The organism is Mammaliicoccus sp. F-M27 (assembly GCF_022387115.1).
In the GTDB taxonomy this organism is placed as follows: Bacteria; Bacillota; Bacilli; order Staphylococcales; family Staphylococcaceae; genus Mammaliicoccus; species Mammaliicoccus vitulinus.
In genome coordinates this window covers 289556-304828 of record NZ_JAJNIE010000001.1, presented here as the reverse complement: position 1 = coordinate 304828, position 15273 = coordinate 289556, and the positions used below count along the sequence as shown (strand labels likewise).

Genomic DNA, 15273 nt, shown 5'->3' with positions numbered 1-15273 from the left:
TAACTCTCACATACCATGCTATATTTTAATTAACTTTGAAATTAAAAGCGAGTTAAGGACGGTGAAAGCTTAACATTAAAAGTTTTGGCTTATAAAACTTAATATAAAGTGAGTGGCTACACTAATTTGGGTGGAACCGCGGGTTATATACTCGTCCCAAGGCATTATTTAATGATGTCTTGGGACTTTTTTAATTTAAATGAGGAGTGAATTTTTTATGGCAAATGATATGGACAAAGTAGTAACGTTAGCAAAACACAGAGGATTTGTATTCCCTGGTAGTGAAATTTATGGTGGTTTAGCAAATACTTGGGATTACGGTCCACTAGGTGTTGAATTAAAAAATAATATTAAAAAAGCATGGTGGCAAAAATTCGTTCAACAATCTCCGTATAATGTTGGTTTAGATGCTGCAATCTTAATGAATCCAAGAACATGGGAAGCTTCAGGACATTTATCTAACTTTAATGATCCTATGATAGACAACAAAGATTCTAAAATTCGTTACAGAGCAGATAAATTAATTGAAGATTATATGCAAAATGTTGAAGGCGATGAGCACTTTATCGCTGATGGCATGAGCTTCGATGAAATGAAACAACTTATTGATGATAAAGGTATTACATGTCCTGAAAGTGGTACAGCAAACTGGACTGATATTCGTCAATTCAACTTAATGTTCAAAACATTCCAAGGTGTTACAGAATCTTCAACAAATGAAATTTTCTTACGCCCTGAAACTGCACAAGGTATTTTCGTAAACTATAAAAACGTTCAACGTTCAATGCGCAAAAAATTACCATTTGGTATCGCTCAAGTCGGTAAATCATTCAGAAACGAAATTACACCAGGTAACTTCATTTTCAGAACGAGAGAATTCGAACAAATGGAACTTGAATTCTTCTGTAAACCAGGTACTGAAATCGAATGGCAAAACTTCTGGAAAGAGTATGCTGCAAAATGGTTAAAAGATTTAGGTATTAAAGAAGAAAATACTAAATTACGTGACCATGACGAAGATGAATTAAGTCACTACTCTAATGCTACAACTGATATCGAATATAAATTCCCATTCGGTTGGGGTGAACTATGGGGTATCGCTTCAAGAACAGATTTCGACTTGAAACAACATAGTGAATTTAGTGGTGAAGACTTCAAATATCACGACCAAGAAACTGGTGAAAAGTTCATACCATATTGTATCGAACCTTCATTAGGTGCTGATCGTGTGACATTAGCATTCTTATGTGATGCATACGAAGAAGAAAACGAAGGTGAAAAAGAACAACGTACAGTGTTACACTTCCACCCTGCGTTAGCACCATATAAAGCAGCTATTTTACCCTTAAGTAAAAAGCTTTCACCAGACGCGATTAAAGTGTACGAAAAATTAAGCGAAAAATTCGCAATTGATTTTGATGAATCACAATCAATCGGTAAACGTTACCGTAGACAAGATGAAATTGGTACACCATACTGTATTACATTTGACTTCGATTCATTAGAAGACAACCAAGTTACAGTACGTGACAGAGACACAATGGAACAAGTGCGTATGCCAATCGATGAAGTTGAAAGCTTCTTAGCTGAAAAAATCAGATTCTAAATAAAATAAAAACAGAGCAAAGACTTAGTAACTATAAAGTCTTTGCTCTGTTTTTTTATATTTTTAAATTATCAAGTTGTTTGAGTAATTTTTTCGTTCTAAATACAACTCCGACATATTCATCATACATATTATCAATTAAAGTTTGAATCTCTACCTTCACTGGATCGTTTATTTTAAAACTATTTAAATGTTGTATCGGTAATTGATACATTAAGTTCATGAAATATAACGCTCGATTAGATATTCGATAAGCATGTTCATCATTTGCGAGTGCCTGATTGCTTAATGGTCCATTATATATAAAACTATAAGCGTTTAATTGTTGTTGGTCCATATCGCCTGTTATCACACATGCATTAAATCTCGGTTCATATCCGTATTTAGGCATACATTTTAACGCAACGATCATACTCATTGTGTCAGCATCAACGCCCTTTTCAACCGCTTGAAAGACGCCTAAGAGCAGCTCATAGAAGAATACATCATGTTCTTCCTCTTCTAATGCTTTATCGACTATTTCTATACAATATGCGCCATAAGCACTTTTGAAAATATCGCTTTGCATCATTCTATGACTATTTATAATATCTGCTGAAGATAAAGTACCCATGCCTTTGAATTTAGAAAAAATAAACAAGCCATGAACGAAGGGCTGTGTAGCACCTTGTAAATGATGACTTGTTTTTTTAGCACCGCGTGCCATTAATGGAACTTTATGACCATATTCATTTAAAATCGTTATGATTTTATTATTTTCACCATAATCTACTGAGCGAATGACAAATCCTTCTTGTTTATAAAGCATTTTATCATCGCCTCCATTCTATTTAATACTCGTCTTCCCTATATCCCATTTGTTTAATGAAATTAGGTTTATTACGCCAATCTTTTTGAACTTTTACCCATAAATCTAAATAAACTTTTGAACCGAGTAACATTTCTATATCTCTACGGGCACGTTTTCCTATTTCTTTAAGCATTTTGCCACCTTTACCGATAACAATACCTTTTTGAGAGTCGCGCTCTACGTAAATTGTAGCTTCAACGTGTACTTTTTCGCCTTCAGCTTTAGTCATTTTATCGATGTTTACACCAATCGCATGAGGTATTTCTTGGTTAGTTAAATGTAATGCTTTTTCTCTAATCAATTCTGCTACAACAAATTGTTCAGGATGATCAGAAATTTGGTCTTTAGGATAATACATCGGACCTTCTTCTAAATATTTTTTAAATTGTTCTAAAAGTGTCTCTATGTTTAATCCTTCTAACGCAGATATTGGAACAATCTCTGCAAATTCCATAGTTTTTTGATATTTTTCAATCTCAACAAGTAATTGATCTGGATGTACTAAATCTATTTTATTTAAAACTAAAAATACTGGCGTTTTAGTTTCTTTTAATAGATCAATGATATACTCATCACCTTTACCAATACTTTCATCCACATTAATCATAAACATAATTAAGTCTACTTCTTTTAATGTATTTTTAGCGATTTTCATCATGTAATCACCTAAAGCGTGTTTAGGCTTATGGATACCAGGTGTATCGATAAATACCATCTGCGCATCATCAGTGGTTAAAACACCTTGTACTTTATTTCTCGTCGTTTGTGCTTTGTCTGACATAATGGCTACTTTATGACCGATAACTTTGTTCATAAAAGTAGATTTGCCGACATTAGGTCTACCTATTATAGATATGAAACCTGATTTAAATTCATTCATTTATTCTAAATCCTTTCCTGAGAAACCTAAAGGTAATAATTCATTAACAGTAGTTTCAATTCGTTCGTCTTTTTGATGTGTTAAATAAACGGGCATATCATCATCACATAGTTCCTTTAAGACTTGTCTACAAGTGCCACATGGTGATGAAGGTTTATCAGCATCAACAGTTATTGTAATACATTTAAAGTCTCCAGGTCTATAGCCATCTGACATTGCAGCAACTAATGCTGAACGTTCTGCACAAATTGTTGATGGATATGCAGCATTTTCAATATTTGCGCCATAATACGATTTACCGTCTTTCGTTATTAAATATGCACCAACATTAAATTTTGAATATGGTGTGTAAGCTCTTTTCTGTGCTTCTCTTGCGCCCTCGTACCACTCTTGTTTAAATTCCATAATACATCCCCCTTAAAATACCTCTATCAATTTCGGCAAAAATATCATTATCCCGATAATTGCCGCCATGATTGATGATAACAATACCGCTAAAGCTGCTGTGTCTTTAGCGTGTTTAGCAAGTATATTATACTTGTCAGTGTACATATCAACAACATATTCGATTGAGGTATTGATAATTTCAGTTATTAAAACACTGAATATAGCAAGTATAATCCATAGCCACTCATTCTGATTTAATTTTAATATTAAACTAACAAAGATGACGATAACAGCAAATACTAAATGCAATATTAAATTGCGGTCTTTTTTTACAATCGTAACTAAACCTGCTATAGGAAATTTAAAGCGATTCAAGAATTTATTCACGCGTTAGTCCAAACTCATTTAATATTTCATCTTGTCGAGAAAACATTTCTTTTTCATCTTCTTCAGTCATGTGATCATAACCTAACAGATGTAAGAAACCATGTAATGCTAAAAATCCTAATTCTCTACTGAGACTATGATTGTATGATTGAGCTTGTTCTTGAGCAACGCCCAAGCATATAATAATATCTCCCAATACTCTCGGAATGTCTAAACCTTCAATCTCAGGTTCATCCTCTTCAAGAGAAAATGAAATGACATCAGTCACTTTATCTTTATTTCTATAATCGCGATTAATCGCTTGTATTTCTTCTTCATCGACAAATGAAATAGAAAGTTCTGCTTCTTCAGTAATATTTTCCTTCTTAGCAGCAAGTGTTAGTAACGATTCAATTTGATTTTTAGTATCCTCATCAATTACTTGTTGTTCATCTATAAAATCCATTGTTAGCATATTAAATCTCCTCTTCGTATGCATTAATTATTTTACCTACTAATGGGTGTCTGACAACATCTGTTTGTTCTAAATATGTCATCGAAATACCTTTGACACCACTTAATCTTTGATCAGCTTCTATTAAACCGCTTTTAACGCCTTTAGGTAAATCAATTTGTGTTCTATCACCTGTAACGACCATTTTCGAACCAAACCCTAATCTTGTTAAGAACATTTTCATTTGTGGATGTGTCGTGTTCTGTGCTTCGTCTAAAATAACAAAAGCGTCATCAAGTGTTCGACCTCTCATGTATGCTAAAGGTGCTATTTCAATTGTACCTCTTTCGATTAAGCGAGCAGTTTGTTCAGTACCTAAGACTGTATGTAGACCATCATATAAAGGTCTTAAGTATGGATCAACCTTTTCTTTTAAGTCACCCGGTAAGAAACCTAATGATTCTCCAGCCTCGACTGCAGGGCGCGTTAATACGATGCGTTTAACTTGTCCGAGACGCAATGCTCTAGCTGCCATTACAACTGCTAAAAACGTCTTCCCTGTCCCTGCAGGACCAATGCCGAATACTAAGTCATTTTTTTTAATGTTATTAATATACACTCTTTGACCCATTGTTTTAGCTCTTATAATTTTACCATTACTATCTTTAGTGATTTCTTCGTCATATAGATTAATCAGTTCGTCAATTGTACCTTTATCAGCCATTTTTACCGCTGCTTGAACATCATTAATTGTTATACTTGCGCCACTTTCGATTACTTTTAACAAATTCATCAATACTTTTTCAGCTTTTTCAACATTTTCTAAACGTCTCCCACGAACACTAATTTCTTGTCCTCGTGTTAAAACATCCACCTCGAGCTCATTTTCAATATATTTTATATGCTCATCTCCATTACCTAATAACGCTTGAGCTTGATCCATATTCTCGATTTGAATTAATGTAGGCATTAAATATCTCCTTTATAAGTTGAATTGTTAACACTTTAAATGTACCAAACCTTGATATAACGTGCAATCTTATGGACTTTATTTTGCATATTATTTAATTTTTCTTGTGAAGTTAATAAATTTGTTACTTTTTCAAATTCACGTAATCTATTACTGTTATTCAATTTGATTTTAGGATTGATACGTATGAGCGTAATAATAAACTCTCTTTCTTCAATCGGACTAACCTTTTCTACTAATTTACCTTTTGAGACAATTTCTAACATACTATTTCCTTCAATAGATTTCGTCATGTTAATTTGTTCGATTTCAAAAATATTATAAGTATTCTTAAAAAAACCTCTTCTAATCGTTAAAAAATGTTCTTTGATCGTGTATCTTTCAAACATAATATTTACAATAATAAGAAAAGCCAATATAAAGGTTATTATGATTAAGTATTTGTTGCTAATAAAAAGAGGTATTAAAGCTATTAAAAATAATATAATTGAAATAAAAATAGATGAAACACTTATCTTCTTCTTAAATACCATTTTTATCACACCTTTTTAAATCCTACTTATATTGTAAGTCTAAATGATATTTTTGTGAATTAAAAAACCAGAACCTAAATATTAGGTCCTGGTTAATATAGCTTATTTCAACTCATTTGGTCTTTTGAGTATTTCTGACCAAATAATACCATTAACAACTTGATTCTCATCAACGTTTATTGCTTCATCATTAAACTTATGTTTACTATTCAAATAGAGTTGTTTAACCATTGAACGTCTCGTTCTTTCTGAAAGCTGAGTATTATTTATAATTTGTTCCGCTTCAGCTTCGATTTGAGAAATGTTTTCTTTTTGCAACTCTGTTAAAGCATTCATCTCTTCATTACTAAATTCTAAAAGTTGTTTAATCGTTTCTTTTTGATTTTTAGGTCTGTTTTTACGAATTTGCTCTTTTCTCTCGTTAATAAAAGCATTTTCATGTTTAGGTGATGATTGACGAGTGTTATTCTCTTTAACAGTTTGGTTAATTACAGGCTTTTCAACGTCTATATTATTTTGTTTAAGATGTCTTGCAAGTTGATCAGCTAAATTCTTATAATGGCTAGACATACGGTCAGATGAACTCGTTTCAGCTTTTTGTTTATAAGATTCATATTTATTAACTAAATCTTTCAACTCTTGTTGTGCCTTATTCGTTTTTTCTGTAGCTTGTCTATTTACTGGATTTTGTCTTTGACTAGTTTGGGGTTGTTTATTATTTTTCTTTTTATTTTTAGAGTTACCTTCAATAATTCCACTGACCACACTAAAAATTACCCAAATAACAAAGATGATAATGCCTATTTCCATTTTAAATCACCTCTCTTATTGGTTCGGTGAATTAGAATCTTGTGGCTTTGTACTCTTGTTAATTGCTTCTCTCATGCCAGTATCAGCTTCTACATTTTTCAAATTGTAGTAATCTTTTACACCTAAATTACCAGATTTAAGTGCTTCTGCCATTGCAAGTGGTACTTCTGCTTCTGATTCAACAACTTTAGAACGCATTTCTTGTACTCTTGCTTTCATTTCTTGTTCAGTTGCTACAGCCATAGCACGACGTTCTTCAGCTTTAGCTTGTGCAATATTTTTATCTGCAAGTGCTTGTTCTGTTTGAAGATCTGCACCAATGTTTTTACCGATATCTACATCAGCTATATCAATTGATAAGATTTCAAATGCTGTACCAGAGTCTAATCCTTTACTCAATACAGTTTGAGAAATACTATCCGGATTTTCAAGTACTTTAGTATGATGTTTACTAGAACCGATTGTAGATACAATACCTTCACCAACACGAGCGATGATTGTATCTTCACCAGCACCACCAACTAAACGCGCGATGTTAGCTCTAACTGTAATTCTAGCTTTTGCTTTTACTTCGATACCATTCATTGCAACACCTGAAATAAATGGTGTTTCAATCACTTTAGGGTTAACTGACATTTGTACTGCTTCTAGTACGTCACGTCCAGCTAAATCAATAGCTGCCCCTCTTTCAAATTCTAAATTGATTTCTGCTCTTTGTGCAGCAATAATCGCATCTACTACTCTATCAACGTTACCTCCAGCTAAATAATGAGATTCTAATTGATTTGTAGTTAACGCTAAACCAGCTTTATGTGCTTTGATCAACGGATTGATAACACGTCTAGGTGATACACGTCTTAAACGCATACCGACTAATGTACCAATTCCTACTTTAACACCTGCTGCTATAGCTGAAATCCATAATCCTACTGGAACAAATGAGAATAAAATCATAAGTAGTACGATTAAAATGACAGCAATAATTATAAAGGCAACTAAACCTGATAACATATGCAACTCTCTCCTTAACTATATTATATTTCTCTTACAACGACTCTCGTACCTTCTACTTGTACGATCTTTACTTGTATATCCTTTTGAATAAAATTACCATCTGAAACAGCATCTATTCTTTCGTCATCCACAAGTATAATGCCAGAGGGTCTTAATGCAGTGTATGTTGTACATAGTTTGCCAATCAAATGACTTCTATCATCGTGTGATGTGTAGCCAGATTCTTTGTTCGTAGAATCTTTAAGAATAACTTTATCAAAGAATGGTATTTTTCGATTAAATCCTTTCACTAATATCACCCACTCTATCGTTGTTAGAATTAATGCTACCGCAATAATCATACCCATTGTTAATATGTTTTCACCAACTAATATAAAACTACCTATAATAGCGATAAATCCAAGGATACCTAATATTGCGCCTATAACAAATAATTCAATTATTACTAAAAGCGCACCTATTGCAAAAAGTAAAACAGAAATCAAACTAATTTCATCAATTATTACATAACCAATAAAGAAGATAAGCGTACAAATAAAACTTAAAATCCCTGCAAAGTTAATATGGTTTGAATATAATTGATAAAGAGCGCCTAGAAAAATAATACAAGTCAAAATTAATGTCACTAGCGGTGTCGTAATAAAATCGCCAATTTTTGAAAGACTTTGACTTGAAACAATACCTAAATTCAAATTATGTTGAATGAAAGCAATTATGTATTCATACCCTGTTGTCAATAATCTCACCCCTCTTTAATATTATACAATAAAACAGACACGAACTAAAACGTATACACATATTCTTCCATAAATATAAGCTTAAATTATTTTTATATATATAAAAAAGAACACATAAACAAGTTGTTTATGTGTTCTTCTAACGTTTTAAACGTTAAATAACGTTCATTATAATTAATTAATATTCATTGAGGGAGTTCAATAAAAAATTAATTATTTAACTTTACGTTTACGAGCTGCTTCTGATTTCTTCTTACGCTTAACGCTTGGTTTTTCATAGAACTCACGTTTACGCACTTCTTGAATCGTACCGCTTTTTGAAACTGTACGTTTAAAGCGACGTAATGCATCTTCGATTGATTCGTTTTTACGAACTACTGTTTTAGACATCTGTATTTCCCTCCCTCCAAATATCAACAAAGCTTTATTTGTCATTTACATAGCATTTAAATAACTATGTACTATAACATTATAAAATAAGTCATTTTTTAAGTCAATAATCATTTCTTATGAATATTACTTTACAAGTAATCTTTCATCTTTATTCGTTGCATGATTGACTACTTTTACAAGTTTTCCTTTATTAATAGGATAACTTGGTGTTACTACTTTAACTTTCACTAATTCACCAATTAATGACTCGTCACCTTCAAATTCGATCTTCATGTAATTATCAGCATAGCCAACTAATTTTCCATCAGAAGAACCTTTCTCTTCAGGAATAACTTCTAATACAGTTTGATCAAATTTAGACGCGTAATCTTTCGCTAATTGATCAGATAGTTCAATTAATCGATGTACACGATCATTTTTAACATCTTCATCAATTTGATCCGTCATTCTAGCTGCTGGTGTACCTGTTCTCATAGAATAAGGGAACACATGTAATTCTGAAAATTGGTGTTTCACAATAAAATCATATGTCTCTTGAAATTCTTCTTCAGTTTCACCAGGAAAACCAACAATAACATCACTTGTCACAGCTAGACCAGGTAAAGCTTTATGAAGCTTTTGAAGCCTTTCAGAGAAATGTGCCATCGTATATTTTCTTCTCATGCGTTTTAACACAGTATCTGAACCTGATTGTAATGGAATGTGTAAATGTCTCACTACTTTTGTAGATTTATCAATGACATCAATTACTTCATCAGTAAGTTGACTCGCTTCGATTGAAGAAATTCTAATTCTTTCTAAGTTTTCAACTTGTTCTAAATCTCTAAGGAGTTGCGCTAAATTATAATCTTTTAAGTCTTCGCCATATCCACCTGTATGAATTCCAGTTAAAACAATTTCTTTATAACCTGAATTTACTAGTGTTGTTGCTTGACTGACCACTTGTTCAGGATCTCTTGATCTCATCAAGCCTCTAGCCCACGGAATGATACAGAATGTGCAAAAGTTATTACAGCCTTCTTGAATTTTTAATGATGCACGTGTTCTATCAGTAAAATATGGCACTTCTAATTCTTCATATTTTCTGTTTTTCATAATATTACCTACACCATTAATAGGTTGCCTACTCTGTTTATAATCTTCAATGTAAGAGATTAATTTATGTCTATCTTGAGTACCGACAACTATATCAACACCAGGAATCGCCATGATTTCTGCAGGTGATGTTTGAGCATAACAACCCGTTACACAAACGACTGCATCAGGATTTTGACGAATTGCTCGCCTAATAACTTGTCTACTTTTCTTATCGCCCGTATTTGTCACAGTACACGTGTTAATAATAAACACATCTGCATTTGTTTCAAATTCTACTCTTTCGTAATCATTTTCCTTAAATAATTGCCAAATTGCCTCAGTTTCATAATGGTTAACTTTACAACCTAAAGTATGAAATGCTACTGTAGCCAATTATAATCACCTCATTAATTCTAATTGATAACTTAAAGCAGCTAAAGCATACAGTGGAGCGGTTTCAGCTCTTAAAATTCTAGGACCTAAACTCACTTTTTCTGATCCTTTAAAAAGATTGACTTCACTTTCAGTTAAGCCACCTTCTGGTCCAAAGATGATTAAAATCTTTTGCCCATGTTTAAGATTAGAAACAACTTGATGTAATTTACTCGTTTCCCCACGTTTAGCTTCTTCTTCATATGCTATTAATACATAATCATATTCATTCATATTATCATATATTGATTTAAAACTCGACTTATACTCAATGTCTGGAATTGTAAGTCTCATACTTTGTTCACTAGCTTCTTTTATAATTTTTTGCCATCTATCGATTTTCTTAGACTGTTTCTTTTCTTCCAACTTAACAATTGCTCTTTCAGATTGAACAGCAATAAAATGATGTGCGCCCATCTCAGTTCCTTTTTGAATCATCCATTCATATTTGTCACCTTTAATAAGACCACTCGCAATTGTTATCTCAACAGGAAGTTCTGTTTGTCTCGTTGTATCTTCAATCGTTTCTAATTCAATACTATCATCGTGAAAAGCAATTATTTTAGATATTAGAGACTTTTGGTCTTTAAACGTTAAAATAAGTTTTTGATCCACATTCATGCGCATCACATTTTTTATATGATGTATATCATCTGTATTATGTATAAAAAAACGCTGATTTAACTCAGCGTTTTCGAGTAAGAAATATCTTTGCATCATTTCTCCTACTTTCTAGCTCTTATTGAAACCCATCCATCTTCTCGTAATACTTTTTCGATAGTATAACCAGTTTCTTTTAGTTTTTCAATAATTTCATCGGATTTTTCTTCTATAATTCCAGAAGTAATAAAGTAGCCATTATCATTCAGTCTTGCATAACTATCTTCAATCATTAAATCGATTATGTGCGCTAAAATATTAGCAATAATCACATCATATTGTTCAGTTTCTTCAGTTAATAAATTGCCAGTTTCAGCTAATATATCTTGCTCACAATTATTTTTTTCGAAGTTTTCCTTAGCGACTTTAATAGCTAACTCGTCTAAATCAACAGCTTTAATTGATTGAACGCCAAGTAAATGACAACCAATACTTAAAATACCAGAGCCTGTACCAACATCAATGATTTTATGATTTGGCTTCACAACTTCTTCTATATGTTTTAAACACATGCTTGTAGTTGGATGATCACCAGTACCAAAAGCCATACCTGGATCAAGCTTTATGCATAAATCATCATCTTGGTTATCATATGTGTCTTCTTCCCAACTTGGTACGATTGCAAATCTTTCAGAAGCTTTAAATGGGTGAAAATAATTTTTCCATTCATTTTCCCAATCAGATTCTTTAATAATTGTTTTAGAGAAAGATAATATCTCAGAATTAATACCTTCAACATGAGCAATAGAATCTTTAATTTCTTGTTCTAAACTATCAGTAAAAACTAGTTCATTAAAGTAACACTTAACTCTTATGTCATGTTCCGGATAATCTTTAGGATTTAATTCATAAATTTCACCGTATACGTCAATATGTTCTTTCTCTAATTCTGATGAATCTTCTATTACAACGCCGTTTGCGCCTAATTCATTTAGCAATGCAGTAACGACTGGTTCTGCTTCTTTATTTATCATGATAGAATACTCAATCCAATTCACAGGCTATTCTCCTTTAAAAAACTTTTTAGCTCTATCTTTTAAGCTAGATGGTTGTTCTGTTAATTTTTCTCCACCAATTTCAGCAAATTCACGTAGGAGCTCTTCTTGTCTCTCAGTCATTTTTTCAGGTGTTACGACTTTAACCGTTACAAAGTAGTCACCTTTACCATAACCGTGAACATTTTGTACACCTTTTTCTCTAAGTCTAAACTGTTTACCTGTTTGAGTACCAGCTGGCACAGAAAGTGATACATTACCAGTTAATGTAGGTACAGTTATTTCATCACCAAGCGCTGCTTGTGGAAATGATAGATTCAAGTCATAAAAGATGTCATCGCCTTCACGTCTGAAATTGCTATGAGGTTTGACTCTGAATACAACATATAAGTCACCAGCAGGTCCACCATTTATACCTGGTCCACCTTTTCCAGCTAGACGAATTTGTTGATCATTGTCTACACCTTCTGGAACTTTAACTGTGATTGTAACTTTTTTGTTTTGTGTACCTTTACCATGACAGTCTGAACATTTTTCTTCAAATACTTGTCCAGAACCTTCACATTCAGGACATACTTTTTGAGTTTGCATTCTACCAAGAATCGTATTTTGTTCAACCGTTACATGACCTTGTCCACTACAATACGTACATGTTTTTTTCTTAGTTCCTGGTTTAGCACCATTACCATGACATGTATCACATTCAACATCTTTGCGTACTGTAATATCTTTTTCAGTACCAAATACAGCTTCTTCAAATGTTAATGTCATGCTATATTGTAAATCGTCACCTTGTCTAGGTGCATTTGGATCTCTTCTAGCACCACCGCCACCGAAGAATGACCCGAATATATCTTCAAATCCACCAAATCCAGAGAAATCTTGTCCTCCAAATCCTTGTGAACCTCCAGAACCTTGTTGTGGTCCATTATGTCCGAAACGGTCATATTGAGCACGTTTGTTTTCATCGCTTAATACTTCATATGCTTCTGATAATTCTTTAAATTTAGCATCAGCACCTTCTTCCTGGTTAATATCAGGATGGTACTTTTTTGATAATTTTCTATAAGCTTTTTTTATTTCATCTTTAGAAGCATCTTTGGAAACACCAAGCACTTCATAATAGTCTCTTTTTGCCAATATAAACTCTCCTTTACACACTGATTTATAATACGGATATGAATTAAAAAAGTCAAAGCCAATCACATTGACTTTGACTTTTTAATGATCAGTATTATTTTTTATCGTCTTCGTTGACTTCTTTGTAGTCAGCATCAACTACGTCATCATCGTTTGAAGTAGATTGGCCATCAGCTGATTCAGCACCTTCTTGTGCTTGTGCAGCTTGTTCATACATTTTCACTGATAATTGTTGTACAATTTCTTGAAGTGCATCTTTTTTAGCTCTGATGTCTTCGATATCAGTGCCTTCTAATGCTGTTTTCAATTCTTCTTTAGCTTCTTCAGCTTTAGTTTTTTCGCTTTCATCAACATTTTCGCCAAGATCAGTTAAAGTTTTTTCAACAGTAAATACCATTTGGTCTGCTTCGTTTCTTACATCGATTTCTTCGCGACGTTTTTTGTCTTCTTCAGCGTTTTTCTCTGCGTCTTGAACCATACGATCGATTTCTTCATCAGATAATGATGAGCTTGATTCGATTGTGATTTTTTGTTCTTTGTTAGTACCTAAATCTTTAGCTGTTACATTTACAATACCGTTTTTATCGATATCAAATGAAACTTCAATTTGTGGTACGCCACGAGGTGCTGGTGGAATGTCCGTTAATTGGAATCTACCAAGCGTTTTGTTATCTGCTGCTAATTGACGTTCACCTTGTAACACGTGAATATCTACTGCTGGTTGGTTATCAGCTGCTGTAGAGAATACTTGTGATTTAGATGTTGGGATTGTAGTATTTCTTTCGATTAATACTGTAGATACGCCACCCATAGTTTCAATACCTAAAGATAATGGTGTAACGTCAAGTAATACTACGTCTTTAACGTCACCAGTGATAACGCCACCTTGGATCGCAGCACCCATTGCTACTACTTCATCAGGGTTAACACCTTTGTTAGGTTCTTTACCGATTTCTTTTTTGATAGCTTCTTGTACAGCTGGTATACGTGTTGAACCACCAACTAAAATTACTTCGTCAATCTCAGAGTTTGATAAACCAGCATCTTTCATAGCTTGTTTAGTAGGTCCCATAGTTCTTGCAACTAAATCACTTGTTAATGATTCGAATTTAGCTCTTGAAAGAGTAGTTTCTAAGTGTAATGGTCCATTAGCGCCACCTGAAATGAATGGTAATGAAATTTGTGTAGATGATACACCTGATAAGTCTTTTTTAGCTTTTTCAGCTGCGTCTTTTAGACGTTGTACCGCCATTTTATCTTGTGTTAAGTCAATTCCATTTTCTTTTTTGAATTCTTCAGCTAAATATTTAATGATAACGTCGTCGAAATCGTCACCACCAAGTTTATTGTCACCCGCAGTTGCTAATACTTCAAATACACCGTCACCTAATTCAAGGATAGATACGTCGAAAGTACCGCCACCAAGGTCGAATACTAATACTTTTTGGTCTGTTTCAGTTTTATCTAAACCATATGCTAATGCAGCTGCAGTAGGTTCGTTAATAATACGTTCTACTTCTAAACCAGCAATTCTACCAGCATCTTTAGTTGCTTGACGTTCTGAGTCATTGAAATACGCAGGAACTGTAATAACTGCTTTAGAAACACTTTCACCTAAATAACTTTCTGCAGTTGATTTTAAGTTTTGTAAAATCATTGCTGAAATTTCTTGTGGTGTATATTCTTTATCTTCAACTTTTTCTTTATAATCAGTACCCATATGACGTTTAACTGATTGAATAGTATTAGGGTTAGTTACTGCTTGACGTTTAGCAACTTCACCAACTTGTGTTTCACCATCTTTAAATGCTACTACTGATGGTGTAGTTCTGTTACCTTCAGGATTTTGGATTACTTTAGGCTCTCCACCTTCTAAAACTGATACTACTGAATTTGTTGTACCTAAGTCTATACCTATTACTTTACTCATAAGAATGATTCCTCCATTTTATAGTTATGTTTTAAACTA

General features: G+C 33.1%; 17 protein-coding genes. 1 reads left to right on the top strand and 16 read right to left on the bottom strand.

Features of this window, described 5'->3' with window-relative positions:
* Positions 1–217 precede the first annotated feature (217 nt).
* Positions 218–1606, top strand: a complete 1389-nt coding sequence (locus LQ598_RS01635; RefSeq protein ID WP_016910873.1) for a glycine--tRNA ligase — start codon at positions 218–220, stop codon at positions 1604–1606.
* A gap of 55 nt (positions 1607–1661) precedes the next feature.
* Here LQ598_RS01635 and recO read toward each other — a convergent pair whose 3' ends face one another.
* The 16 genes from recO to dnaK form a co-directional block, all read right to left on the bottom strand.
* Complete coding sequence (recO, locus tag LQ598_RS01630) at positions 1662–2414, bottom strand: DNA repair protein RecO (protein ID WP_016910872.1); 753 nt, start codon at positions 2412–2414, stop codon at positions 1662–1664.
* Positions 2415–2436: 22 nt separating this feature from the next.
* Positions 2437–3336: a GTPase Era gene (gene era / locus LQ598_RS01625; protein ID WP_016910871.1), complete on the bottom strand. Its 900-nt coding sequence runs from the start codon at positions 3334–3336 to the stop codon at positions 2437–2439.
* Positions 3337–3741: a cytidine deaminase gene (gene cdd, locus LQ598_RS01620; protein ID WP_016910870.1), complete on the bottom strand. Its 405-nt coding sequence runs from the start codon at positions 3739–3741 to the stop codon at positions 3337–3339.
* A gap of 12 nt (positions 3742–3753) precedes the next feature.
* Positions 3754–4098: a diacylglycerol kinase family protein gene (locus LQ598_RS01615; protein WP_213017645.1), complete on the bottom strand. Its 345-nt coding sequence runs from the start codon at positions 4096–4098 to the stop codon at positions 3754–3756.
* Between the two features lie 4 nt (positions 4099–4102).
* The gene (gene ybeY, locus LQ598_RS01610) at positions 4103–4564 is read right to left on the bottom strand and encodes an rRNA maturation RNase YbeY (RefSeq protein WP_107537189.1); all 462 of its coding nucleotides are present in this window, start codon (positions 4562–4564) and stop codon (positions 4103–4105) included.
* Position 4565: 1 nt separating this feature from the next.
* Positions 4566–5513 (bottom strand): PhoH family protein, encoded by a 948-nt coding sequence (locus tag LQ598_RS01605; RefSeq protein WP_016910867.1) that lies wholly within the window; start codon positions 5511–5513, stop codon positions 4566–4568.
* Positions 5514–5548: 35 nt separating this feature from the next.
* Positions 5549–5902: a PH domain-containing protein gene (locus LQ598_RS01600; protein WP_226908851.1), complete on the bottom strand. Its 354-nt coding sequence runs from the start codon at positions 5900–5902 to the stop codon at positions 5549–5551.
* Positions 5903–6148: 246 nt separating this feature from the next.
* The gene (locus LQ598_RS01595) at positions 6149–6856 is read right to left on the bottom strand and encodes a hypothetical protein (RefSeq protein WP_107559157.1); all 708 of its coding nucleotides are present in this window, start codon (positions 6854–6856) and stop codon (positions 6149–6151) included.
* Positions 6857–6871: 15 nt separating this feature from the next.
* Positions 6872–7867 (bottom strand): flotillin-like protein FloA, encoded by a 996-nt coding sequence (gene floA / locus LQ598_RS01590; RefSeq protein WP_016910864.1) that lies wholly within the window; start codon positions 7865–7867, stop codon positions 6872–6874.
* Positions 7868–7890: 23 nt separating this feature from the next.
* Positions 7891–8607, bottom strand: a complete 717-nt coding sequence (locus LQ598_RS01585) for an NfeD family protein (protein ID WP_182475407.1) — start codon at positions 8605–8607, stop codon at positions 7891–7893.
* A 213-nt stretch (positions 8608–8820) separates the two neighbouring features.
* A complete protein-coding gene (gene rpsU / locus LQ598_RS01580; RefSeq protein WP_016910862.1) occupies positions 8821–8997 on the bottom strand; it encodes a 30S ribosomal protein S21 in 177 nt (58 codons plus the stop codon).
* 126 nt (positions 8998–9123) lie between these two features.
* Positions 9124–10470 carry a tRNA (N(6)-L-threonylcarbamoyladenosine(37)-C(2))-methylthiotransferase MtaB gene (gene mtaB / locus LQ598_RS01575; protein WP_107559158.1) on the bottom strand — a complete coding sequence of 449 codons (1347 nt, stop codon included), beginning with the start codon at positions 10468–10470 and terminating at the stop codon, positions 9124–9126.
* Between the two features lie 6 nt (positions 10471–10476).
* Positions 10477–11226: a 16S rRNA (uracil(1498)-N(3))-methyltransferase gene (locus LQ598_RS01570; protein WP_016910860.1), complete on the bottom strand. Its 750-nt coding sequence runs from the start codon at positions 11224–11226 to the stop codon at positions 10477–10479.
* An 8-nt stretch (positions 11227–11234) separates the two neighbouring features.
* Positions 11235–12167 carry a 50S ribosomal protein L11 methyltransferase gene (gene prmA, locus LQ598_RS01565; RefSeq protein WP_107556802.1) on the bottom strand — a complete coding sequence of 311 codons (933 nt, stop codon included), beginning with the start codon at positions 12165–12167 and terminating at the stop codon, positions 11235–11237.
* Positions 12168–12170: 3 nt separating this feature from the next.
* The gene (dnaJ, locus tag LQ598_RS01560) at positions 12171–13304 is read right to left on the bottom strand and encodes a molecular chaperone DnaJ (protein WP_016910858.1); all 1134 of its coding nucleotides are present in this window, start codon (positions 13302–13304) and stop codon (positions 12171–12173) included.
* Positions 13305–13398: 94 nt separating this feature from the next.
* Positions 13399–15234: a molecular chaperone DnaK gene (gene dnaK, locus LQ598_RS01555; RefSeq protein ID WP_016910857.1), complete on the bottom strand. Its 1836-nt coding sequence runs from the start codon at positions 15232–15234 to the stop codon at positions 13399–13401.
* Positions 15235–15273: the final 39 nt, after the last annotated feature.